The organism is Pseudomonas sp. X10 (assembly GCF_054889225.1).
In genome coordinates, this window is sequence record NZ_CM142677.1 from 4,502,546 (window position 1) to 4,525,367 (window position 22,822).

The following is a 22,822-nucleotide window of genomic DNA, read 5'->3' on the forward strand; positions in this document are numbered from 1 at the left end:
GACCCAAGGACACACCATGGACCGCGTGCGAAACCTCCTGGAGCAGATCCAGGGACGCCTCGAAGAGCTGAACAAGGCCGAACGCAAAGTCGCCGAAGTCATCCTGCTCAACCCGCAACAAGCCACCCGCTTCAGCATCGCAGCCCTGGCCCAGGCGGCCAAGGTCAGCGAACCGACCGTCAACCGCTTCTGCCGCTCTTTCGGCGTCAGCGGCTACCCCGAACTCAAGCTGCAACTGGCGCAAAGCCTGGCCAGTGGAGCCGCTTACGTCAGCCGGGCGGTGGAAGCCGACGACGATCCGGCCTCCTACACCCAGAAGATCTTCGGCAGTGCCATCGCCTCGCTCGACAGCGCCTGCCAGCAACTGGATCCGCAGCAAATCAGCCGCGCTGTCGACATGCTGATCCAGGCTCGGCAGATCCACTTCTTCGGCCTCGGCGCCTCGGCCCCGGTGGCCTTGGACGCGCAGCACAAGTTCTTCCGCTTCAACCTGGCGGTGTCGGCCCATGCCGACGTGCTGATGCAACGCATGCTGGCCTCGGTGGCGCACACCGGCGACCTATTCGTAATCATCTCCTACACCGGCCGCACCCGCGAACTGGTGGAGGTCGCGCGCCTGGCCCGCGAGAACGGCGCCTCGGTGCTCGCCCTGACCGCTGCCGGCTCACCGCTGGACAAGGCCTGCAGCCTGAGCCTGCACATCCCGCTGCCGGAAGACACCGACATCTATATGCCAATGACGTCGCGGATCATCCAACTGACCGTGCTCGATGTATTGGCCACCGGCATGACCCTGCGCCGTGGCGTCGACTTCCAGCCACACTTGCGCAAGATCAAGGAAAGCCTCAACGCCAGCCGCTACCCGATCGACGACGAACTCAACTGAGCCGGTGCGCCTGCAGGCGCAAGTGGGCCCGCTCACCCGGCTCCAGGCTCAATCCGTCGCCGCTGCCACTGGCCGCCTCGACGCAGATGAAGCCCAACGTCTCACGGCCGCTGACCCCCATCAGGGGACGGCTGCCGGGATGCCATACCACGGTGTCATCGCTGTCACCGGTATCGATACACAGTTGACGCTTCCAGGCCGGATCATGCAACTGCACCATCGCCGTTCCCGGATAGACGCGCTGACAGCCTCCATGGACCTTCAACGCCTCTTTCTGCCGGCAGGCCTGACGGTTCAAACGGTCGTAACCTTCAATGTTTTCAAGCCCAGACAGCGCTATCTCAGACACGTCGCTAATACGCCAATAAGCCAGCAGCGCATGGCTCAGCTGACAAGGCTCGCTGTCCTGATGCTCTGTGCTGAGCCGCAATTCCATGCTCTTGCCCAGGCGCGCATGCAGGTCGACCTGCCAGTCGCACAGTTGCAGGCGCCATTTCAGGGTCACGCCCTCCTCGTCCTCACGGCTGTCGACCAGCTTCCAGTCGAGCAACCGCGCCCAGCCATGGGCGGGCCACAGGTCCTCGCTGGGATGGCGGCCATACCAGGGCCAGCACACCGGCACGCCCCCACGAATCGCCCCGACCTGCGGCCACTGCTCGGCACACCACAGCCAAGGATGTTCGCCCCGTGGCTGGAAATGCAGCAACTGCGCGCCCTGTCGGCTGAAGACTGCCTGGCAACTGGGGTGATCGATGATCAGCACATCACGCTGCTGGTAACGCTCCCACTCGAAAGTTGGCCTGGGCCGCCGCGTGGTGAAGAAGCGGTGGAGCGGATGTTCGGGCATGGTTCAGAACTCTTGTTGTCATTAGATAGCGCTGTCTCAGCCTAAGCCGAAGGCCAGTCATAACCTGCCAGGGCCGCATGGCGGCCCATCACGACACAAGGCCGCTCACCGCAGGACGTGTGGGAGGGGCCTTGTGTCGCGATCGCAGGGTTGGCGTAAATTTACAACAATTTATCTCAGAAGGAAGACTGAATCTTCAAGCCGGCGACCAGCGCGTTGTCCACCTCGTCCACGCCGCCCGGGCTCTTGATGTACTGCAGGTTGGGCCGCACGGTCAGCCAGTTGGTGACATGGAAGCCGTAGTACAGCTCGGCATTGTACTCAGTGCGCTGCAGTGGCACGAAGCCCGGATTGTCGTAATCATCGATACCGCTCTGGGCATTGAGCAATTGGGCACGCTTCTTCACATCGTCGTTGACGTGAATACGGGCGATACCGAAACCGATGTCGTCCTTGGGCCGTGCATCGAAGGCACCCTTGTAGACCAGGCCGACCTGCTGATAGTTGTCGACCACGTTGGTGGCCTTGTCATGCACGGTGAAGTTGGCGAACAAGCTCAGGCCACGGCTAGCGTCACCGTTGTGCGCGGTGACCTGCTGCTGCGCCACCACCCACCAGCCATGCTTGCTGGAATGGGACTTGAAGGCCTCTCCCGTCACCCCTTGGGGCTGGCCATTGATATCGTCGTAGACATCATCAGCCTTGGCCGTGCTGTAGTAGTAACCCAGGCGGTACTCGCCCGGCAGGCCATTGACCTGTGGCGACCACACCATTTCCACCGGCAGAAGCGCGCCCTTGGTGCCGCTGCCACTGAGCTTGAAGCCGTTGCCGGTCTCGAGGTTGGAGGGGTTCTGCTCGAAGGCGCCGACCTGGACGAAGAATTCCGGGGTGATGTTGTACTTGACCCGCAACGCCCACTGGCTGACTGGCCAGTTGTACCAGATGCCCCCCACCCAGTTGCCTACCTGAGAGCCGCAGAAGGCCAGGTTCTGGAAGTCGCAGGGGAAGCTGTTGAAATCCTCGCCTTCACCGAAGCGGCCGAATTTCACATCCAGGGCGCCGTCGAAATACTTCTGCTTGATCCACATCTGGGTCAGGCGCCAGGTCTGGCCACGACCCCAGACTTCCTGCACCGAGCTGAACTGCCCAGCACGTGGGTCACTGATGCGGTCGTTGGACAGGTTGCGCCCGCTACGCTCGGTGATCGCCAGCTTGAACTCGGTGTCCTGCCAGCCGAGGATCTTCTCCAGATCCAGGTGCATGCCCAGCGCGAACTGGTCGCTGTAGCGTGCGGTCTTGTCGTCGTTGTAGCCACCGTTTAGGTTGCCGGCCACTTCCCCGACATAGTCCAGGGTGAAGTCGTAGCCCTTTTCCAACAGCTCGGTACGGGTACCGCCCCAATCGCCGCTCATCCATTTCGACTCCGGCGAGAAGGCCTCCGCGGCCTGCGCCGCGCCGGTAGCGCCCAATGCCGCGAGCAGGGTCAACGATCCCAGCGACCTGATGCTTTTGCGATGATCCATCCCTTGTGTCCTCGATTTATTGTTCTTGATGGGTTTAGACGATCTACATCGATTCAACGACCCGTGAAGCGGGCCACGTTATCCCGGCTACCGCTGGCAGGTGCGGTGATATCCAGGCGTTCGCCACTGCTGGCGTCGAACAGCAGGACCCGGCCAGGGTCGAACTGCAGGGTCAAGGTGTCGCCGATACGGCAACTGACATCCGGGGCCAGGCGGCAACACACCTTGGTCTGGTTGAGGGTGACGAATACCAGCAAGTCTGGGCCGGTAGGCTCTGTGATCTGCACCTCGGCGCGAAGGCTCGGCAGGCCGTTGCCCGCGCCTGCAGCCAGGGAAATCTGCTCGGGACGGATACCCAGGATCACCTCGCGATCCTCCAGGCCTGTGCCAGCCAGCCCCAGCGGCAACTCGCAACGCGCCTGGCCGCTGTCGAGCAGCGCCAGCAAACGCCCTTCCTGCTGCCTCAGGCGCACTGGAATGAAGTTCATCGGTGGTGAGCCGATGAAGCTGGCGACAAACAAGTTCGCCGGATCGTTGTAGATCTGCTGCGGTGTGCCGAACTGCTGGATCAACCCGTCCTTCATCACCGCCACCTTGTCGCCCAGGGTCATGGCCTCGATCTGGTCGTGGGTCACGTACACCGTGGTGGTCTTCAGGCGCTGGTGCATCAGCTTGATTTCGGTGCGCATCTCCACCCGCAGCTTGGCATCCAGGTTCGACAGCGGTTCGTCGAACAGGTAGATCTTCGGCCTGCGCGCCAGCGCCCGACCCATGGCCACGCGTTGCTGCTGGCCACCGGAAAGCTGGCCCGGCTTGCGCCCGAGCAAGTGCTCGATCTGCAGCAGCTTGGCGACCCGTGCCACCTCCTCGTCGATGGCCGCCTGGCTCATCTTGCGGATCTTCAGGCCGAAGGCGATGTTGTCGCGCACACTCATGGTCGGGTACAGCGCGTAGGACTGGAAGACCATGGCGATGTCCCGGTCCTTGGGGCTCATGCCGCTGATGTCGGCGTCATCCACCAGGATCTCGCCACCGCTGATCTGCTCGAGGCCCGCGATGCAGTTCATCAACGTCGACTTGCCGCAGCCGGAGGGGCCGACGAGGATCAGGAACTCACCGGAGTCGATGGCCAGGTCGATGGCCTTGAGGGTGTCCGGCAGGCCGCTGCCGTAGGTCTTGTTGACGTTGCGTAGTTGAAGACGTGCCATGTGCCTACCCCTTGACCGCGCCGGCGGTGAGGCCGCGCAGGAAATATTTGCCAGCCACGACATAGACCAGCAGGGTCGGTAACCCGGCGATCATTGCCGCTGCCATGTCGACGTTGTATTCCTTGACCCCTGTGCTGGTGTTGACCAGGTTGTTCAGGGCCACGGTGATCGGCTGGGCATCGCCACTGGCGAAGACCACGCCGAAGAGAAAGTCGTTCCAAATCTGAGTGAATTGCCAGATCAGGCAGACCATGATGATCGGCACCGACATAGGCAGGAGGATCCTGCCGAAGATGGTGAAGAAGCCGGCGCCATCCAGGCGTGCCGCCCGCACTAGGGCCTCGGGTACGCTGCAGTAGTAGTTGCGGAAGAATAGCGTGGTGAAGGCCAGGCCATAGACCACGTGCACCAGCACCAAGCCTGTAGTGGTACTGGCCAGGCCCAGCTTGCCAAGGGTGAAGGACGCCGGCAGCAGCACCGTCTGGAACGGCAGGAAGCAGCCGAACAGCAACAGGCCGAAAAACAGCTGCGAGCCACGGAAGCGCCACATCGACAGCACATAGCCATTGAGCGCGCCAAGCAAAGTCGAGATCAGCACCGCAGGCACGGTGATCTTCACCGAGTTCCAGAAGTAGCCGCCTACCGTATCCCAGGCCTTGACCCAACCGATGCCGGTGACCACCTCGGGCCAGCTCAACAGGTTGCCCGTGCGAATGTCTTCCGGCGACTTGAAGCTGGTCAGCAGCATCACGATCAACGGGATCAGGTACAGCGCGCAAGCCACCAGCAAGGTGCCGTGGATGGCCAGGCGGCCGGGGGAAAACCAGCGTGGACTAGTCATGGCGCTTGTTCCTCAATTCCGAATACAGGTAAGGCACCAGGATTGCCAGGATCGCGCCGAGCATCAGGATGGCGCTGGCCGAGCCCATGCCCATCTGGCCACGGCTGAAGGTGAAGGAGTACATGAACATCGCCGGCAAGTCCGAGGCGTAACCAGGGCCACCCGCCGTCATCGCCGCGACCAGGTCGAAGCTCTTGATGGCGATGTGCGCGAGAATCATCAGGGCGCTGAAGAACACCGGGCGTAGGCTCGGCAGGACGATGCGCAGGTAGATGCGTGGCAGGCTCGCACCATCGACCTGGGCGGCCCGCACGATCGACGGGTCGACCCCGCGCAGGCCGGCCAGGAACAGCGCCATGACGAAGCCCGAGGCCTGCCAGACGGCGGCGATCACCAGGCAGTACACCACCCGATCCGGGTCCACCAGCCAGTCGAAACGGAAGCCCTCCCAGCCCCAGTCGCGCAACAGCTTGTCCAGGCCCAGGCCTGGGTTGAGCAGCCACTTCCAGGCCGTGCCGGTGACGATCATCGACAAGGCCATGGGGTAAAGGTAGATGGTGCGGATGAAGCCTTCGCGGCGGATACGCTGGTCCAGCAGCACGGCCAGCAGCACACCGATGGCCAGGCTGATGGCGATGAACAGGCCGCCGAAAACCAGCAGGTTCTTGCTGGCGACCCACCAGCGGTCGTTATCCATCAGCTTGAGGTACTGGGCCAGGCCAACCCACTTGTAGCTGGGCATGAAGCTTGAATTGGTGAAGGACAGCACGAAAGTCCAGAGGATGTAGCCGTAGAAACCCACCAGGACGATCAGCATGCTTGGCGCCAGCACCAGCTTCGGCAGCCAGCGTTGCAGGGCATCCAAGGGGGAGGCCCTGAGGCGTGTGGCGATAGTGTTCATGTGTTGTGATCTCACGTTCGGCGGCGCTGCTATTAGCAGGCTTCGCCAGCTCCCACAAAGTCCCTGCATACCTCTGTTTTTGAGGGCGACGCTATACCTGCGGGAGCTGGTGAATCCTGCGGAAGGGGCCCCGCAGGTCGGATGCCTGGAGCCTTTACTTGGCCGACTTGATCGCCGAGTTGAGCTGCTGGACCGCCTTGGCCGGATCAGCCTTGGGGTCGTTGAGGAAGTTGGTGACCACATCGAAGATGGCCCCCTGCACCGCCAGCGAGGACGCCATGTTGTGCGCCATGCTCGGCTGCAGGCCATCGCCCTGCTCGGCCTCCTTGAAGTCTTTGGCCGACTGCTGGGTGCAGGCGTCGAAGGCGCTCATGTCCATGTCCTGGCGTACCGGCAAGGACCCCTTGTTCTGGTTGAACACGGTCTGGAAGCGGGGCTCCAGGGCGACCTTGGCCAGGTCGTTCTGGGCCTTGATGTCGTTCTCGTTCTTCAGCTTGAACATCGCCAGCGAGTCGATGTTGTAGGTGAAACTGCCCTGGGTACCCGGGAATGCAACGCACTGGTAATCCTGGCCAGCGACCTTGCCAGCGGCAGTCCATTCGCTCTTGGCCCAGTCGCCCATGATCTGCATCCCGGCCCGGCCATTGATCACCTCGGCGGCGGCAATGTTCCAGTCACGCCCAGCCCGGTTCGGGTCCATGTAGGTGCCCAGGCGCTGCAAGGTCTTGAACACCTCGACCATCTGCTCGCCGGTCAGGGTGGCTTCATCATTGTCGACGAAGGCGGCGTGGTAGCCCTTGGGCCCGAGGATGCTCAGGGCCAGGTTTTCGAAGACAGTGCTGTCCTGCCATGGCTGGCCGCCATGGGCCAGGGGCTGGAAGCCGGCGGCCTTGAGTTTGTCGGCAGCGTCGAAGAGTTCATCGAGGGTGGTGGGCACCTTGGCGCCGGCTTTCTCGAAGACTTGCGGGTTGACCCACAGCCAGTTGACCCGGTGGATGTTCACCGGCACGGCCACATAGTGGCCGTCATACTTCATGATCTGGGCGACCTTGGCCGGCAGCAGAGAGTCCCAGTTGTTGGCCTTGGACACATCGTCCAGTTCGGTGAGCAGGCCCAGGGCGCCCCACTCCTGGATGTCCGGGCCCTTGATCTGTGCCGCGGCAGGCGGGTTACCGGCCACGGCGCGGCTCTTGAGCACGGTCATGGCCGCAGCGCCGCCGCCACCGGCGACGGCATTGTCCTTCCAGGTGAAACCGTCTTGCTGCACTTGTTCTTTGAGGGTTTGGACCGCCGCGGCTTCGCCGCCCGAGGTCCACCAATGCAGCACTTCGACAGTGCCGTTGTCGGCGGCGACAGCGCCCAGGGGCAACAAGGAGGCGAGGGAAATGACAGCGGCGAGACGATTGAACGCATTCATCGTGAAGAACCTTTTCTTGTTGTTATGCAGAGGCAAGTCATGGGTGCTTGCGCTTGCATCGGAGTCTAACCAGCCATGACTGGCCGACAGGTAACGAAGGGATGCGCGAATGTCACCAACTTGTGACATTCGCCGCTCAGTCTGGCGAACGCGGCAGGCTCAAGGTCACCCGCAGGCCGCCCTGGCGCAGGTTGAGCAGGCTGACCTCGCCGCCATGGCTGTGCGCGATGTTGCGCGCGATACCCAGGCCCAGGCCATAGCCCTGCTGCTGCGCGGCCAGGCGGAAGTGCGGCTCGAACACCCGCTCCAGGCGTTGCTCGGGCACGCCGGGGCCCTGGTCGTCGACCTGCAGGACGACACCGCTGGCACTGTCGAGGATGCGCAAGTGCGCGCGCTCGCCGTACTTGATCGCGTTGTCGATCAGGTTGCCGATGCAACGCCGAAGGGCCAGGGGCTTGCCCGGATAAGGCGCCAAGGCGCGGCCTTCCAGGGTGATGCGCCCACTGTCGAGGTAGGGTTCGGCGAGAATCTCCAGCACCTGGTTAAGGTCGATCGGCTCGATGTTCTCGTGAATGTCGGTGTCCTTCACGCACTGCAGGGCGCCTTTGACCAGCAGTTCCAACTCGTCGAGGTCGCGGCCGAACTTCGCCTGCAACTGTTCGTCCTCCAGCAGCTCGACACGCAAGCGCAAGCGGGTGATAGGCGTACGCAAGTCATGGGAAATGGCGCTGAACAACTGGCTGCGCTCGGTCAGGTAACGGCTGATGCGCTCGCGCATGTTGTTGAAGGCACGCCCCACCTCCACCACCTCGCTGCCACCACCTTCGGCCACCGGCGCCACATCGGCGCCCAGCGACATCTCCCTCGCCGCCCGCGCCAGGCGCTTGAGTGGGCGACTCTGCCAATGCACCAAAAGGCCGATGAAGAGCAACAGGAACGCACTGGTCAGGCCTATGAAACCTAACTGCTGGCGAGGCAGGCGCTCGGCCTCCAGGCTGGTGTAGGGCTCGGGCATCAATGAGGCGATGTACAGCCATTCGCCTTCGCCCAGGCGAATCTGGGTCACCAGCACCGGCGGGTTGAGCGGCTCAAGGGTCAGCGAGTAATGCGCCCACGAGCGCGGTAGCTCATCGAGCTTGAGGCCACTGTTGAAGATCCGCAGTTCCTGAGGGCTGACGAACTCGACGGAGATTTCCATGCGCGGGCCCAGGCGCTCGCGCAACACCTGCTCGAAGACCTCGATTACCGCTTGCTTGCGCGGCGTGATTGGCAATACCGGCATCTCCAGCGGCTTGTCATTGAGCGAAACGACGAAGCGCGTGCCGCCCATACTCCGCAGTTGGTCCAGCACCATGGGCCGGTAGGCCACCGGCAGGGAACGGAAGTAGCTGACGCTGGCACTCATCGAGTGAGCCAAGCTGCGGGCGCTGGCCTGTAGGCCTTGCAACTGACTGGCGCGCAACTGCGAGACCCAGATCAGGCTCGACAACCCTTGGGCCAGCAGCACCACCAGCAGGGTCAGCAGCAGCATGCGGCCGAGCAGCGAGCGCGGCAGCAGGCGCCAGCGTGGATCAGGACGCGGGGCTGACATGCGCCGCCAGGAGGTAGCCGCTGCCGCGCACGGTGCGGATCAGCCGCGCCGGCTTTCCGGTGTCACGCAAACGCTGGCGCAGGCGGCTGACCGCCATGTCGACGATACGGTCCAGTGGCATCGGTTCACGGCCACGGGTGGCGTTGCCGATGGTGTCGCGGTCGAGAATCTGCTGGGGGTTGTCGAGGAACAGCTTGAGCAGGGCGAAGTCAGCGCCGGAAAGGATTACCTCCTCGCCGTCGCGATGGAACAGGCGATGGCTGACTGTATCCAGGCGCCAGTCATCGAAGACCAGCACCTCGCTGCCACGCTCCTGGCCGAAGCCGGCGCGGCGCAGCAACGCCTTGATCCGCGCCTGCAGCTCGCGGGGGCTGAACGGCTTGCCCAGGTAGTCGTCGGCGCCCAGCTCCAAGCCGATGACACGGTCGGCCTCGTCGGAGCTGGCGGTCAGCATGATGATCGGCACCCGCGCCTGGCGTGGGTGCTGGCGCACCCAGCGGCACAGGCTGAAGCCATCTTCATCGGGCAGCATCACATCGAGGATCACCAGGTCGCAGGGAGCCGCCTCCAGCGCCTGGCGAAAGCCCTGGCCATCGGCCTCGGCGCGCACCTGGAAGCCGGAGCGGCTCAGATAGGTCTGCAACAGTTCGCGGATTTCCTGGTCGTCATCGACCATCAGGATCGATCTACCGGCAGTGCTCACAAAAGTCCCATCCCCTGGTCGACGCGGGTCTGCTGCCCGCTGTTCGTCTAGCCTCAGTGCTCGATCACCTGCTGCAACGCCACTCCAGCGCCGAGCAAGCCGGAAAACTCCGCCGTCACCAGCCATACCGGCACATCGGCGAAGTAGCCACTCATGCAGCCCTTGTCGGCGAAACTCTCGGCGAAGCCACTGCGCAGGAAAAGCTCGGCGAAGCGTGGAATCACACCCCCGACAATATACACACCCCCACGAGCGCCAAGGGTCAGCACATTGTTACCGGCCACGCGCCCAAGGAAGCGGCAGAACTGCTCGATCACCGCCAGCGCCAACGGTTCGCCGGCCAGCGCGGCATCGGTGATCTGCGCCGGCGTCTTGTACTTCACGGCCTCGCCGTCCAGGGCGCAGATCGCCTGATAGAGGCGCACCAGGCCACCACCACTGAGCACGGTTTCGGCGCTGACATGACCGACCTGGCTCTGGATCTGCTGGTGGATCGCCGCTTCGCGGGCGTTGCCCACCGGCAGGTCGACGTGCCCGCCCTCCCCCGGCAAGGCCAACCAGCGCTGGCCACCGAGGTTCAGCAAGGTGCCGACGCCGAGCCCCGTGCCCGGGCCGATGACCAGCGCCGGGCGCGCCGGGTCGGCCTGGCCCGCGCAGACTTCGTGATACTCACCCTCCTGCAGGCGGGTCATGCCCAAGGCCATGGCGGAAAAATCGTTGATCAACAGCAACTGCCCGACCTGCAAGGTCTGGCAGAAGGCGCGGCGGCTGAGGCGCCAGTGGTTGTTGGTGAAGCGGAACTCGTCACCGTCCACCGGCCCAGCCACCGCCAGGCACACCGCCGACAGCCCACCACGGGCGATGCCCTGCTCCTGCAGATAGGCCTCGATGGCCTGCTCGGGGCTGGTGTAGTCGGCGGTCGCCAGTACCTGCACAGCCTGCAGTTGATTGTCCTGCCACAGGGCGAAGCGGGCGTTGGTACCACCGATGTCCCCCACCAACGCGGCTTTCATTTGAGGTTCTCCAGAGCCGATGTGAAGGCGCTGGCGCCCTGCTCGGCCGGACTCAGGGCCATGCGCATGAAGCCGAAGAGCTCGCGGCCGCAGCCCAGGTCATTGCCCTGCGGCGCAGCCGGCAGGTCACGGGCGGCCAATTCCTGCTCCGACACCTGTACCCGCAGCGTCCCCTCGACACCGTCCACTCGCACGATATCACCATCGCGCACCCGCGCCAGCGGGCCGCCGTCGAAGGCTTCCGGACAGACGTGGATGGCCGCCGGGATCTTGCCCGAGGCACCGGACATACGCCCATCGGTGACCAACGCCACCTTGAAGCCGCGGTCCTGCAGCACGCCGAGGAAGGGGGTCATCTTGTGCAGTTCAGGCATGCCATTGCAGCGAGGCCCCTGGAAGCGCACCACGGCGACGAAATCACGCTCCAGTTCGCCAGCCTTGAAGGCATCGGCCAGCGCCTGCTGGTCATGGAACACTCGCGCCGGAGCCTCCACCACCTGGTGCTCGGGCGCCACGGCAGACACTTTCATCACCCCACGGCCAAGGTTGCCCTCCATCACCCGCAACCCACCCTCGGGCGAGAACGGCCGTGCCACGGGGCGCAGGATGTTCTCGTCGAGGCTGGTCTGCGGACCTTCGCGCCAGACCAGCTTGCCATTGTCGAGGAACGGCTCCTGGGTATAGCGGCGCAGGCCATGGCCGGCCACGGTGTTGACGTCTTCGTGGAGCAGCCCGGCATCGAGCAACTCGCGAATCAGGAAGGCCATGCCGCCCGCCGCCTGGAAATGGTTGATGTCGGCCTTGCCGTTGGGATAGACGTGAGACAGGGTCGGCACCACCTCGGACAACTCGGCCATGTCTTGCCAGGTCAGCTGGATACCCGCCGCCTGGGCGATGGCCGGCATGTGCAGGGTATGGTTGGTGGAGCCGCCGGTGGCATGCAGGGCGACGATGGAATTGACCAGCGCCTTTTCGTCGACGATCTCGCCCAACGGCATGAAACTGCCGCTGGCCTTGGTCATGCGCGTGACCTGTTGCGCCGCCTCGGCGGTCAAGGCATCACGCAACGGCGTGTAGGGGTTGACGAAGGATGCGCCCGGCAGATGCAGGCCCATCACCTCCATCAGCAATTGGTTGGTGTTAGCCGTGCCGTAGAAGGTGCAGGTGCCAGGGCTGTGGTAGGACTTCATTTCCGACTCCAGCAGCTCTTCGCGGCTGGCCTTGCCCTCGGCGTAGCGCTGGCGGACGTCGGCCTTTTCCTTGTTGGAAATCCCCGAGGGCATCGGCCCGCCCGGCACGAAGATGGTCGGCAGGTGGCCGAAGCGTAGGGCACCCATCATCAAGCCCGGGACGATCTTGTCGCAGATACCGAGCATCAACGCCGCGTCGAACATGTTGTGCGACAGGGCGATGGCAGTGGACATGGCGATCACTTCACGGCTGGCGATGCCCAGTTCCATGCCCGGCTCGCCCTGGGTCACGCCGTCGCACATGGCCGGCACGCCGCCAGCGAACTGGCCGACCGAACCGATCTCGCGCAAGGCCTGCTTGATCTGCTCCGGATAGTGCTCGTAGGGCTGGTGTGCCGAAAGCATGTCGTTGTAGGCCGAGACGATGGCGACGTTGGCCGCGTTCATCAGCCGCAGGCTCTGCTTGTCCTGGGAGCCGCACCCCGCCACGCCGTGGGCGAAGTTGGCGCACTGCAGCTTGGCACGCATCGGTCCGTCACTGGCCGCGCCGCGAATCAGTTGCAGGTAACGTTCACGGGTAGGGCGACTGCGGGCGATCAGCCGTTCGGTAACCTCAAGGATGCGCGGATGCATGTACTGGACTCCAGGCTAACAGTGGGGGTGATCTCTGCGGGCGTTTCACTTCCAAACGATTGCGACCTAGGCTCAAGGCAGGTGCTTGTCGCATCGAGAGGTACGGCCCGGCCGATCACTCGTTGTAGATTAACCAAAATACTGCCATCAAAAAGGCTTGTTTTCTATCGAATTGAGAATAATCTTGTAATTCCAACAACAAAACCGTTTCAGTGAAGCCATCTCTTTTTGCCACAGGCTTCACCCGGTCTGCCAGAGGTAGTGCCATGACCCTTCGCATCGCCATCAATGGATTCGGCCGCATCGGACGCAACGTCCTGCGCGCACTCTATACCCAAGGCTACCGCCAGGACCTGCAGGTCGTCGCCATCAATGACCTTGGCGACAGCGCGATGAACGCGCACCTACTCAAGTACGACAGCGTCCATGGCACTTTCGATGCCACTGTCGAGGCCGACCACGAAAGTCTGACGGTCAATGGCGACCGTATATCCGTCAGTGCTATCCGCAACCCGGCCGAACTGCCCTGGAAGGCCGAATCGGTGGACGTGGTGTTCGAGTGTACCGGGCTGTTCACCGATCGTACCAAGGCCGCCGCGCATCTGGCTGCGGGCGCCGGCAAGGTGATCATCTCGGCGCCAGCCAAGGGAGCCGACGCCACGGTGGTCTACGGGGTCAACCACGATATCCTGCGCCCATCCCACCAGATCATCTCCAACGCCTCCTGCACCACCAACTGCCTGGCCCCGCTGGCCCAGGTACTGCACCGCGAATACGGCATCGAACAAGGGTTGATGACCACCATCCATGCCTACACCAACGACCAGAACCTCACCGACGTCTACCACAGCGACCCATTCCGTGCCCGCTCGGCGACCCAGTCGATGATCCCTAGCAAGACCGGCGCCGCCGAAGCCGTGGGCCTGGTGCTGCCAGAACTGGCCGGCAAGCTCACCGGCATGGCCGTGCGGGTGCCAGTGATCAACGTTTCGCTGGTCGACCTGACCGTCAACCTCAAGCGCGAAGTCAGTGCCGACGAGGTTAACCAACTGTTCCTCGAAGCCAGCCGGCACTCCCGGGTACTGGGCTACAACGCCCTGCCGCTGGTGTCGTGCGACTTCAACCACAACCCGCTGTCGTCGATCTTCGACGCCAACCACACCCGTGCCAACGGCCGGATGCTCAAGGTCCTGGCCTGGTACGACAACGAATGGGGGTTCTCCAACCGCATGCTGGATAACTGCCTGGCGCTGTGCAACGCTCGCTAGCAGCGCAAGCCTCACAGCCGCGGGCTGCAAGAAAGAGCCAAAGCAGATCGTACCCCCTCCCACGATCTGCCTTGGCTTGGGGCTTCCTTACCCATTCTTTACCTAGGCAACACTTGACCAAAGCTATGGATGATAAGCATTATCATTCGCTAAGCATTGGTCAGGTATCCCCGTGAGTCAGTCTCGGTTCAACACAGTTTTCCTCACCCAGCGCCTCACGCTGCTGCGTACGCTGCAACGCATGGTGGACAATCCCAGTACCGCCGAGGATCTGTTGCAGGAAACTTACCTGCGTGTGACCCGAGCCCTGAGCGAGCGCCCCATCGAACACCTGGAGCCGTTCGTCTTCCAGACTGCCCGCAACCTCGCCCTGGACCACCTGCGTGCCCGTCGCGTGCAATCACGTACCCTGCTCGACGACGTCCCCGAGCAGGTGCTGCACAATGTCGCCGCCCCCGTGGGCAGCAGCGAGGATGCCGCCCATGCCGAGCAATTGCTCAAACACCTGAGCGCCAGCCTTGGCCAATTGACCCCGCGCCAGCAACGCATCTTCATCCTCAGCCGGCTGCATGGCGCCAGTTACCTGGAAATCGCCGGACAGTTGAAAGTGTCGGCAAGCACGGTACAGAAGGAACTGAAACTGATCATGGCGATCTGCATGGGCGTGGCCGACCGGCTCAAGTAGGCCGACCGCTCGACATCTGGTTGGGCAAAGCGCTTGCCATGCCCCGGCACAGCCCCGATCATTCCAAGAAAACGCCTACCGCAAGGAACCCCCGTGACCGACAGCCCTGCCCCTCGCCCGTCACCTGCCGAGCCTGACGCCCGCGCCCGTGCCATGGACGAGGCGCTGGACTGGCTCATCCGCCTGCAGTGCCCCAGCGAAGACGATACCCGCGCCTTCGAGGCCTGGCTGGAGGCCGACCCGGCCAATGCCAGCGCCTACGTGGAAGCCGAAGCCCTATGGAACGGCAACCCGTTGCGCCAGGCCGCCACGCAGTTGCAGCAAAGTCGTCGCAAATCCCTGGGCGGACGCCTGCGCACCTACTGGAAACCCCTGGCCACAGCCGCCGTGCTGCTGGTCGGGCTGTTCACCTTCGGCAACCTGCCGGTGCGCCTGCAAGCCGATCACCTGACGGTGGTCGGCGAACGCCAGCGCCTGCAACTGGAGGACGGCTCGAAGGTTCTGCTCAACACCAATTCGGCCTTCGCCAGCAACCTGCAGGGCGACCGCCGGATCGCACGCCTACTGCAGGGCGAGGCCTATTTCGAGATTCCCGGCGGCAGCCAACTGCCGCTGGAGGTGCAGGCCGGGCCGCTGCGCGCCCATGTCCGCGACACCGACTTCGCCGTGCGCTACCTCAATGGCGAGGCGCAAGTCAGGGTGCAGCGTGGCGATGTCGACCTGCAGGCCGACAGCGACCAACGCATCCGCCTGAGCGCCGGCGACAGTATCAGTGTCGGCCCCCATGGCTTCGGCCAGCGTGAACGTCCGGACATGAACCAGGACCTGGCCTGGGTCCAAGGCCGCCTGGTGTTCGAGAACTGCCCGCTGAGCCAGGTACTCGATGAGGTGCGCCGCTACTACCCGGGCTGGATCATCAGCCGCAACGAACGCCTGGAACAGGTGGCGGTCACCGGTAACTACCGCCTCGACCAGCCGCTGGAGACCTTACGCGCCCTGGCCCACATCACGTCGGCGCAATTGCACGAATACCCGGCCGTGGTCATTCTCAACTGATCTGAAACTTTTTTTTACGCGATAGCACTGCCCCACTCGTCTCGTTATAGCCAATGCAACTGATTCTTGTTTTGAATCAGACGTTTCCTATAACAATGCGCGACAGGGAGCGCTATCCGATGTCCACAGGTTCAACCCGCCAGTCCACTTCCTCCCGCCGCATGGGTCAGCGCTGCAGCCTGTCCCTGCTGACCTTGGCGCTGCTCGCCAGCGGTGCCTGCAGCCTGCCAGCCCTGGCTGCGGAGCCTGCCCTGGCCAGCAGCCCGCGCATGGGCGACTACCGCTTCGCCATCGCCCAACAGCCTCTGGTCTCGGCCATCAACGCCTTCACCCAGGTCACTGGCTGGCAGGTCGGCTTCTCCGCCGAGCTGGCCGAGGGCGTGTCCTCGCCGGGCGTGCAAGGCTCGCTGACGCCAGACGCGGCCCTACGCCACCTGCTGAGCGGCACCGGCTTGAACTACCGCAAGATCGGCAACGGCAACGTGGTGCTGGAGCGCCAGGTGGCGAGCAACGCCATCGCCTTGCAGCAACTCACCGTCAGTGCCACCCGCAGCGCCCAGGATGTCAGCCAGGTACCCAGCACCGTCTCGGTACAGACCCGCGAGCAACTGGACCGGCAGAACGTCAACAACATCCAGGAACTGGTGCGCTACGAACCGGGTGTATCGGTCAGCGGCACTGGCCAGCGCAGCGGCCTGAACGGCTACAACATCCGCGGCATCGACGGCGAGCGGATCCTGACCCAGGTCGATGGCGTCTCGATCCCCGACAGTTTCTTCTACGGCCCCTATGCCCAGACCCAGCGCAACTATGTCGACCCTGAAATCGTCAAGCGCGTGGAGATTCTCCGTGGCCCGGCCTCGGTGCTGTACGGCAGCAACGCCATTGGCGGTGCGGTGAGCTACTTCACCCTCGATCCAGAAGACATCATCAAGCCCGGCAAGGACGTCGGCGCACGCCTGAAGGCCGGCTACAGCTCCGCCGACGAGAGCTGGCTGACCTCGGCCACCGTCGCTGGCCGCCAGGGCGACTTCGACGGTTTGCTGCACCTGAGCCAGCGCAATGGGCATGAAACCGAGTCCTATGGTAGCCACGGCGGCACTGGCCTGGAGCGCACCGAGGCCAACCCCGAAGACGTACGCACGACCAACGTACTGGCCAAGGTCGGCTGGAACTATGCCGATGACGCGCGCCTGGCGTTCACCTATGAGCGTTACAAGGATGATCGGGACCAGAACATTCTGAGCGCGGTGGGCGGCCCCTTCATCCCGGGCTTTGGCGCCATGAACTCCTATCGCATGCGGACTGGCAACGACACCGTCACTCGCGAACGCTTCGGCATCAATCACGAATTCGCACTCGACAGCCTGCTCGTCGATAACATGAAGTGGAGCCTGAACTACCAGATCGCCAAGACCGACCAGCGCACCGACGAACTTTATTTCGCCTCGGGGCGTGAGGTCTTCCGTGACCGGCAAACCACCTACAAGGACCGTCAATGGGTATTCGATGCCCAGTTGGACAAAGCCTTCAGCATCGGGCCAACCGAACACCTGTTGACGTACGGCACCACGCTCAAGCATGAGAAAGTCACCGGCTCGCGCAGCGGCACCGGCACCTGCCTCAACGTAGGCGGATCCTGTACCGCCATCGGCCAGGACAGCTCACGTGACGGCCAGGTCCTGGTCAGCGACTTCCCCGATCCGACCGTCAACACCTACAGCCTGTTCGTCCAGGACGAAATCCGCTGGAACCAGTGGACCTTCCTGCCGGGCGCGCGCTACGACTACACTCGCCTCGAGCCGAAAATGACCACGGAGTACCTGCGCGCGCTGCAAGGCTCGAGCACTGGCGCCCCGAGCGACATCGACGACTCGGACAAAAAATGGCATCGCGTCTCGCCCAAGTTCGGCGTGACCTATGCCTTCAATGACAACTACACCTGGTACGGCCAGTATGCCGAAGGGTTCCGCACGCCGACCGCCAAAGCCCTGTATGGCCGTTTCGAAAACCCGGGCCTGGACTACAGCGTTCGCCCGAATCCGGACCTGGAACCGGAAAAGAGCAAGAGCTATGAAACCGGCCTGCGTGGCAACTTCGATGCCGGCAACTTCGACGTGGCGGTGTTCTACAACAAGTACCGCGACTTCATCAATGAAGACGCCGTGCAGTCCGCTGACCTGGAGTCGACCTTCCAGGCCAACAACATCAAGCACGCCACCATCAAGGGTGCCGAGTTCAAGGGCCGCCTGAACCTCGACCATTTCGGTGCGCCGCAAGGCTTGTACACCCAGGGCTCGCTGGCCTACGCCCATGGCCGCAATGACGACAACGGCCAACCGCTCAACAGCGTCAACCCGCTGACCGCCGTGATCGGCCTGGGTTACGAGCAGCAGAACTACGGTGGCCTGCTCAGCTGGACCCTGGTCAAGCGCAAGAACCGTGTCGACGACACCACCTTCTTCGCCCCCGACGGCACCAGCTCGCAGTTCCGTACACCGGGCTACGGCGTGCTAGACCTGACCGGCTTCTACAAGGTGACCGACGACATCACGGTCAATGCCGGCCTGTACAACCTGACCGACAAGAAGTACTGGCAATGGGACTCGGTGCGCGGCTACGACGGCCTGGGTGAGGCCGCCGTGACCCAACCCGCCAACCTCGACCGCCTGACCATGCCGGGCCGCAACTTCGCGATCAACCTGATCTGGGATATCTGATTCATCCCCTGGTCGCGGGGCAAGCCCGCTCCCATGCCCTCTACTGGAGGAAATGGGAGCGGGTTTGCCCCGCACTATTTTTAGCCGACCAGAGGTGAGGTTTTTTTACTGTCCCGCGTCTTCTGTTTCGTCTTGTTAGAAGACACGTCTACTTCCCAAGGATCGACCATGACCACCGCCCACACAACCGAGCGCGCCAGCCTGCGCTCGCAGCGCCTGAACCAACTGACCCACGCCCCGCACAGCGAGCTCGACGCCCTGGTCAAATCCCATGCGCCCTTCGACACGCGCGAGAGCTTTGCCCGTTTCGTGGTCGCCCAATACCTGTTCCAGTCCGAGCTGCAGGCCCTGTACAACGACCCGCAACTGATCGCCATCGTGCCCGACCTGGCCGAGCGCTGCCGAGCCGAACAGGCCCGCCTGGACCTGGCCGATCTCGACACCGATGTACCTGCTGCCGTCCCCGGCGCCCTGCACAACCCCAGCCTGGGTGAAGCCATGGGCTGGATCTTCGTCTCCGAAGGCTCCAAACTGGGCGCAGCGTTTCTGATCAAGCGTGCTGTCGGCCTGGGCCTGTCGGACAGCTTCGGGGCCCGTCACCTGGGCGAGCCGGCCGGTGGCCGTGCCGAAGGCTGGAAGCAGTTCACCCGCATTCTTGACGGCCTGGAGCTGAGCGCCGAGGAAGAAGCCGCCGCCGAACGTGGTGCCGTGGCTGCCTTCGAGCGTTTCACCGAGCTGCTCAAGCATGCCTACGCATCGAACGCGGAACTTGCCTGATACGCCTTCCCGGCCGCCCTATTGGCGGCCGGCCCTGACCAACCTGCAAAAGCCTTGCAGTCAACGAGCCCATGACCCGCCCAGCCGCCTCGAAACTGTCCCGCCTGCTGTTCGCTATCCTGGCCTATGTCAGCCTGGGGATCGGCCTGGTCGCCATCGTCATTCCGGGCCTGCCCACCACTGAATTCATCCTCCTCGCCGCCTGGGCCGCCACGCGCAGCTCGCCACGCCTGAGCGCCTGGCTGGAGAACCACCGGCTGTTCGGGCCGATCCTGCACAACTGGCGCAACGGCAAGGTGATCCAGCGCCGGGCCAAGGTCAGCGCCACCCTCAGCATGCTGCTCTGCGCCTGCCTGATGCTGGTGTTCCTCGAACACCGCTGGCCGGTGTTCCTGGCCATTGGCGGTATGGCCCTGGGCAACCTGTGGATCTGGTCGCGGCCGGAACGCGTCCACACCGCCTGCAGCAGCGGAATCCAACGCTAGGGCCACGGGCCACCCAGCCAGGGTTTGACCGCTAGCCCTGGATGTAATGCAATGACCTTGCCGAGGAGGACATTGCATGCAGCAACTGCTAAGCGTCATCGCCAAAGAACTGGCTCTCGACCCTGCCGCCGTGCGCTGGCATGGCAGCGGCGCCTTGCCTTCGACTTATGCCGTGACGGAGTTGGCCAGCGCCAGCATCGCCGTCGCAGGCCTGGCGCTGGCCAAGCTGCTGCAGGAACAGACCGGCGCCGAGCCATTGGTGCAGGTCGACCGTCGGCTGGCCTCGTTCTGGTTCGCCAGCAGCCTGCGCCCTCTGGGCTGGCAGGCACCGCCCCTGTGGGACGCCATCGCCGGCGACTATGCCACGAGCGATGGCTGGATTCGCCTGCACACCAACGCACCGCATCATCGCGCAGCCGTCGAGCGCGTGCTGGGCGCAGCCAATGAACGTGCCGAGGTCCTGCGGCGCGTGGCGCAGTGGCCGGCCAATGAACTGGAGCGGGCGGTAGTCGAGGCTGGTGGATGCGCCGCGCAGATGCGCAGTTGGCGGCAATGGTCAGCTCACCCCCAGGGCCAGGCCGTCAACGCCGAGCCGCTGATCCTGCAACAACCGGGGCCTGCCGGCATCACACGCGGCTGGACCGGAACCAGCACACAGCCATTGGCAGGGGTCAAGGTGCTGGACCTGACCCGTATCCTCGCCGGCCCCACCGCCAGCCGGCTACTGGCCGGGTTCGGCGCTGAGGTCTTGCGTATCGACCCGCCGGGGTGGGAAGAGCCTGCGGTGGTCGCCGAAGTCACCCTGGGCAAGCGCTGCGCCCGCCTCGATCTGCGCGCAACCGATGACCGCCAGGTATTCGAGCGCCTGCTGGCTAACACCGACATCCTCCTTCACGGCTACCGTGCCGACGCCCTGGAGCGCCTGGGCTATGGGCCAGAACAACGGCGCCTGCTCAACCCCGGCCTGATCGACGTCAGCCTCAATGCCTACGGTTGGAGTGGCCCGTGGCGGGACCGCCGGGGCTTCGACAGCCTGGTGCAGATGAGCACTGGCATCGCCCACGAAGGCATGCGCTGGCGGCAAGCCGAGCGACCAGTACCCCTGCCTGTACAGGCGCTGGACCATGCCACCGGCTACCTGATGGCAGCAGCCGCAATACACGCCTTCGCCGAGCGCCTACGCAACGGTCGCGGCGCCAGCGCACGCCTGTCGCTGGCGCGGACGGCAAAACTGCTGATCGAGCACGGTACGGTAAGCCATGATTTGCCACTGGCTGCAGAGTCAGAGCAGGACCTCGATCCGCACCTGGAGCAGACGCCCTGGGGACCGGCGCAAAGACTCAAGGGACCACTCTCGGTGGGTGAAACGACACTGCGCTGGGCGCGCGGCGCTTGCGCGCTGGGGTCGGCGCCGGCGCAGTGGTGATCCACACACCTTGCAGGCCCTGCCGCAACTGACGATGGCCGTAGCGGCCTTGATTGAAGATCAGTCCTACAAGCTCAACACCCCGGAATACAGCCCATAGGCCGCCAACCCGGCCCCCACCAGCACCGCCGCGAAAATCAACTTCTCCCAGGTGGTGAACAGAGCTTGCCCCTGCTCATGCTTGGCCCGGGCGAAGAGGATCACCCCGGGGGCATAGAGCAAGGCCGACAGCAGTAGGTATTTCAGGCCGCCGGCATACAACAGCCAGACCGCATACAACAGCGCGACCCCGGCGACCAGCAGGTCCTTGCGCCGCGCCCCCACGTGTCCGGCATAGCTCTCGCCCCGCACCGCCAGCAACACTGCATAGGCCGCCGACCAAAAGTACGGTACCAGGATCATCGACGATGCCAGATAGATCAGGCTGGTGTACGTGCCAGAGGAAACCAGGGTGATCAGCAGGAACCCCTGGATCATGCAGTTGGTCAGCCACAGGGCATTGACCGGCACATGGTTGGCGTTTTCCCGCGCCAGGAAGCGCGGCATGGTCTTGTCCCGGGCCGTGGCGAAGAGGATTTCCGCGCACAACAGGGCCCAGGAGAGCAAGGCCCCCAGCAACGACACCGCCAGGCCAATGCTAATCAGCAAGCCTCCCCAGGGGCCGACGATATGTTCGAGCACCGACGCCAATGATGGGTTCTGCAACTCGGCCAGTTCCGGCTGGGTCATCACCCCCAGCGACAGCACGTTGACCAGTACCAACAGCGCCAGCACGCCGAGAAAGCCGATCACGGTGGCCTTGCCCACATCGGAACGGCGTTGCGCCCGTCCGGAATACACGCTGGCGCCCTCGATGCCGATGAACACGAACACTGTCACCAGCATCATGTTGCGCACCTGCTCCAGTACGCTGCCGAACTTGGGGTTACTCATCCCCCAGATATCCCGGGTGAAGATATCGGCGCGGAAGGCCAAAGCGGCGATGACGATGAAAATCAGCAACGGCACCACCTTGGCCACGGTGGTCACCTGGTTGATGAAGGCCGCCTCCTTGATCCCGCGTAGCACCAGGAAGTGCACAGCCCAGAGCAGCAGCGAAGCGCAGCCGATGGCAACCGGTGTGTTGCCTTCGCCGAATACTGGAAAGTAGAAGCCCAGGGTGCTGAACAGCAGGACGAAGTAACCGACGTTGCCCAGCCAGGCGCTGATCCAGTAGCCCCAGGCCGAAGAAAAGCCCATGTAGTCGCCGAAGCCGGCCTTGGCGTAGGCATAGACCCCGGAGTCGAGCTCGGGTTTGCGGTTGGCCAGTGTCTGGAACACGAACGCCAGGGTCAGCATGCCCACTGCGGTGATGGCCCAACCGATCAGAACGGCGCCGACATCGGCACGCGCGGCCATGTTCTGCGGCAAGGAGAAGATGCCACCACCGATCATGGACCCGACGACCAAGGCGATCAGCGCACCCAGACGCAGCTTCTGTCCCGGTTCGCTCATACGGCCTCCTTTTCTTCGGCTGTAACCTGAATGAAACGCCTCTGCTATCTATATAAAGCCGCCCGCTACATATATTAGCCGAAGCCATTAAAGCTATAGCAGTCATAACTAGTTTGTCTATGCCACAACAGCCGGAGAACGCGCTTTCAGGGTTTATT

The 22,822-nt window shown here is 63.6% G+C and carries 20 protein-coding genes; 8 read left to right on the top strand and 12 right to left on the bottom strand.

Annotated features, from left to right (window positions below; all coding sequences use genetic code 11):
- Window positions 1–25 precede the first annotated feature (25 nt).
- Window positions 26–886 (top strand): DNA-binding transcriptional regulator HexR, encoded by an 861-nt coding sequence (hexR, locus tag ACYU03_RS20520; protein ID WP_461891512.1) that lies wholly within the window; start codon window positions 26–28, stop codon window positions 884–886.
- On the opposite strand, the gene ACYU03_RS20525 is transcribed toward hexR, so the two are convergent.
- The 11 genes from ACYU03_RS20525 to ACYU03_RS20575 form a co-directional block, all read right to left on the bottom strand.
- Window positions 879–1,733 carry a D-hexose-6-phosphate mutarotase gene (locus ACYU03_RS20525; RefSeq protein ID WP_461886456.1) on the bottom strand — a complete coding sequence of 285 codons (855 nt, stop codon included), beginning with the start codon at window positions 1,731–1,733 and terminating at the stop codon, window positions 879–881. The genes hexR and ACYU03_RS20525 overlap by 8 nt on opposite strands.
- A 176-nt stretch (window positions 1,734–1,909) precedes the next feature.
- Window positions 1,910–3,256, bottom strand: a complete 1,347-nt coding sequence (locus ACYU03_RS20530; protein WP_461886457.1) for a carbohydrate porin — start codon at window positions 3,254–3,256, stop codon at window positions 1,910–1,912.
- A gap of 53 nt (window positions 3,257–3,309) precedes the next feature.
- Window positions 3,310–4,464 carry an ABC transporter ATP-binding protein gene (locus tag ACYU03_RS20535; protein ID WP_461886458.1) on the bottom strand — a complete coding sequence of 385 codons (1,155 nt, stop codon included), beginning with the start codon at window positions 4,462–4,464 and terminating at the stop codon, window positions 3,310–3,312.
- Window positions 4,465–4,468: 4 nt separating this feature from the next.
- Window positions 4,469–5,305 carry a carbohydrate ABC transporter permease gene (locus ACYU03_RS20540; protein WP_461886459.1) on the bottom strand — a complete coding sequence of 279 codons (837 nt, stop codon included), beginning with the start codon at window positions 5,303–5,305 and terminating at the stop codon, window positions 4,469–4,471.
- The gene (locus ACYU03_RS20545; protein ID WP_461886460.1) at window positions 5,298–6,206 is read right to left on the bottom strand and encodes a carbohydrate ABC transporter permease; all 909 of its coding nucleotides are present in this window, start codon (window positions 6,204–6,206) and stop codon (window positions 5,298–5,300) included. Before ACYU03_RS20545 ends, ACYU03_RS20540 begins: the two co-directional genes overlap by 8 nt.
- Before the next feature lie 154 nt (window positions 6,207–6,360).
- The gene (locus tag ACYU03_RS20550; RefSeq protein ID WP_461886461.1) at window positions 6,361–7,623 is read right to left on the bottom strand and encodes an ABC transporter substrate-binding protein; all 1,263 of its coding nucleotides are present in this window, start codon (window positions 7,621–7,623) and stop codon (window positions 6,361–6,363) included.
- 136 nt (window positions 7,624–7,759) lie between these two features.
- On the bottom strand, window positions 7,760–9,214 hold the full coding sequence (locus ACYU03_RS20555) for an ATP-binding protein (RefSeq protein ID WP_461886462.1): 1,455 nt from the start codon (window positions 9,212–9,214) through the stop codon (window positions 7,760–7,762).
- Entirely contained in the window at window positions 9,195–9,917 is a 723-nt protein-coding gene (locus ACYU03_RS20560) for a response regulator (RefSeq protein WP_461886463.1), read from the bottom strand. The genes ACYU03_RS20555 and ACYU03_RS20560 overlap by 20 nt, the downstream gene beginning before the upstream one ends.
- Before the next feature lie 53 nt (window positions 9,918–9,970).
- A complete protein-coding gene (locus ACYU03_RS20565) occupies window positions 9,971–10,930 on the bottom strand; it encodes a glucokinase (protein WP_461886464.1) in 960 nt (319 codons plus the stop codon).
- Window positions 10,927–12,753: a phosphogluconate dehydratase gene (edd, locus tag ACYU03_RS20570; protein WP_461886465.1), complete on the bottom strand. Its 1,827-nt coding sequence runs from the start codon at window positions 12,751–12,753 to the stop codon at window positions 10,927–10,929. The genes ACYU03_RS20565 and edd overlap by 4 nt, the downstream gene beginning before the upstream one ends.
- A gap of 115 nt (window positions 12,754–12,868) precedes the next feature.
- Entirely contained in the window at window positions 12,869–13,021 is a 153-nt protein-coding gene (locus ACYU03_RS20575; protein ID WP_461886466.1) for a hypothetical protein, read from the bottom strand.
- On the opposite strand from ACYU03_RS20575, the gene gap reads away from it, so the two are divergent.
- The 7 genes from gap to ACYU03_RS20610 all read left to right on the top strand — a co-directional run bounded on the left by gap (window position 13,020) and on the right by ACYU03_RS20610 (window position 21,170).
- Window positions 13,020–14,021 (top strand): type I glyceraldehyde-3-phosphate dehydrogenase, encoded by a 1,002-nt coding sequence (gene gap / locus ACYU03_RS20580; RefSeq protein WP_461886467.1) that lies wholly within the window; start codon window positions 13,020–13,022, stop codon window positions 14,019–14,021. The two genes, ACYU03_RS20575 and gap, sit on opposite strands and share 2 nt — an antisense overlap.
- A 172-nt stretch (window positions 14,022–14,193) precedes the next feature.
- Window positions 14,194–14,706: an RNA polymerase sigma factor gene (locus ACYU03_RS20585; protein WP_461886468.1), complete on the top strand. Its 513-nt coding sequence runs from the start codon at window positions 14,194–14,196 to the stop codon at window positions 14,704–14,706.
- A 93-nt stretch (window positions 14,707–14,799) separates the two neighbouring features.
- Window positions 14,800–15,762, top strand: a complete 963-nt coding sequence (locus ACYU03_RS20590; protein WP_461886469.1) for a FecR family protein — start codon at window positions 14,800–14,802, stop codon at window positions 15,760–15,762.
- Between the two features lie 119 nt (window positions 15,763–15,881).
- Window positions 15,882–18,482: a TonB-dependent receptor gene (locus ACYU03_RS20595; protein WP_461886470.1), complete on the top strand. Its 2,601-nt coding sequence runs from the start codon at window positions 15,882–15,884 to the stop codon at window positions 18,480–18,482.
- A gap of 168 nt (window positions 18,483–18,650) precedes the next feature.
- Window positions 18,651–19,259 carry a biliverdin-producing heme oxygenase gene (locus tag ACYU03_RS20600; RefSeq protein WP_461886471.1) on the top strand — a complete coding sequence of 203 codons (609 nt, stop codon included), beginning with the start codon at window positions 18,651–18,653 and terminating at the stop codon, window positions 19,257–19,259.
- A 71-nt stretch (window positions 19,260–19,330) separates the two neighbouring features.
- On the top strand, window positions 19,331–19,744 hold the full coding sequence (locus ACYU03_RS20605; protein ID WP_461886472.1) for a YbaN family protein: 414 nt from the start codon (window positions 19,331–19,333) through the stop codon (window positions 19,742–19,744).
- 76 nt (window positions 19,745–19,820) lie between these two features.
- Window positions 19,821–21,170 (top strand): CoA transferase, encoded by a 1,350-nt coding sequence (locus ACYU03_RS20610; protein ID WP_461886473.1) that lies wholly within the window; start codon window positions 19,821–19,823, stop codon window positions 21,168–21,170.
- Window positions 21,171–21,236: 66 nt separating this feature from the next.
- Here the strand turns inward: ACYU03_RS20610 and arcD are convergent, their stop codons facing one another.
- Window positions 21,237–22,664: an arginine-ornithine antiporter gene (arcD, locus tag ACYU03_RS20615; RefSeq protein ID WP_461886474.1), complete on the bottom strand. Its 1,428-nt coding sequence runs from the start codon at window positions 22,662–22,664 to the stop codon at window positions 21,237–21,239.
- Between the last annotated feature and the right edge of the window lie 158 nt (window positions 22,665–22,822).

Coding starts and splice junctions, on each gene's coding strand:
- ACYU03_RS20525 (WP_461886456.1), bottom strand. CDS start 1,733: ATGCCCGAACATCCGCTCCACCGCTTCTTCACCACGCGGCGGCCCAGG.
- ACYU03_RS20530 (WP_461886457.1), bottom strand. CDS start 3,256: ATGGATCATCGCAAAAGCATCAGGTCGCTGGGATCGTTGACCCTGCTC.
- ACYU03_RS20535 (WP_461886458.1), bottom strand. CDS start 4,464: ATGGCACGTCTTCAACTACGCAACGTCAACAAGACCTACGGCAGCGGC.
- ACYU03_RS20540 (WP_461886459.1), bottom strand. CDS start 5,305: ATGACTAGTCCACGCTGGTTTTCCCCCGGCCGCCTGGCCATCCACGGC.
- ACYU03_RS20545 (WP_461886460.1), bottom strand. CDS start 6,206: ATGAACACTATCGCCACACGCCTCAGGGCCTCCCCCTTGGATGCCCTG.
- ACYU03_RS20550 (WP_461886461.1), bottom strand. CDS start 7,623: ATGAATGCGTTCAATCGTCTCGCCGCTGTCATTTCCCTCGCCTCCTTG.
- ACYU03_RS20555 (WP_461886462.1), bottom strand. CDS start 9,214: ATGTCAGCCCCGCGTCCTGATCCACGCTGGCGCCTGCTGCCGCGCTCG.
- ACYU03_RS20565 (WP_461886464.1), bottom strand. CDS start 10,930: ATGAAAGCCGCGTTGGTGGGGGACATCGGTGGTACCAACGCCCGCTTC.
- edd (WP_461886465.1), bottom strand. CDS start 12,753: ATGCATCCGCGCATCCTTGAGGTTACCGAACGGCTGATCGCCCGCAGT.
- gap (WP_461886467.1), top strand. CDS start 13,020: ATGACCCTTCGCATCGCCATCAATGGATTCGGCCGCATCGGACGCAAC.
- ACYU03_RS20575 (WP_461886466.1), bottom strand. CDS start 13,021: ATGGCACTACCTCTGGCAGACCGGGTGAAGCCTGTGGCAAAAAGAGAT.
- ACYU03_RS20595 (WP_461886470.1), top strand. CDS start 15,882: ATGTCCACAGGTTCAACCCGCCAGTCCACTTCCTCCCGCCGCATGGGT.
- ACYU03_RS20600 (WP_461886471.1), top strand. CDS start 18,651: ATGACCACCGCCCACACAACCGAGCGCGCCAGCCTGCGCTCGCAGCGC.
- ACYU03_RS20605 (WP_461886472.1), top strand. CDS start 19,331: ATGACCCGCCCAGCCGCCTCGAAACTGTCCCGCCTGCTGTTCGCTATC.
- ACYU03_RS20610 (WP_461886473.1), top strand. CDS start 19,821: ATGCAGCAACTGCTAAGCGTCATCGCCAAAGAACTGGCTCTCGACCCT.
- arcD (WP_461886474.1), bottom strand. CDS start 22,664: ATGAGCGAACCGGGACAGAAGCTGCGTCTGGGTGCGCTGATCGCCTTG.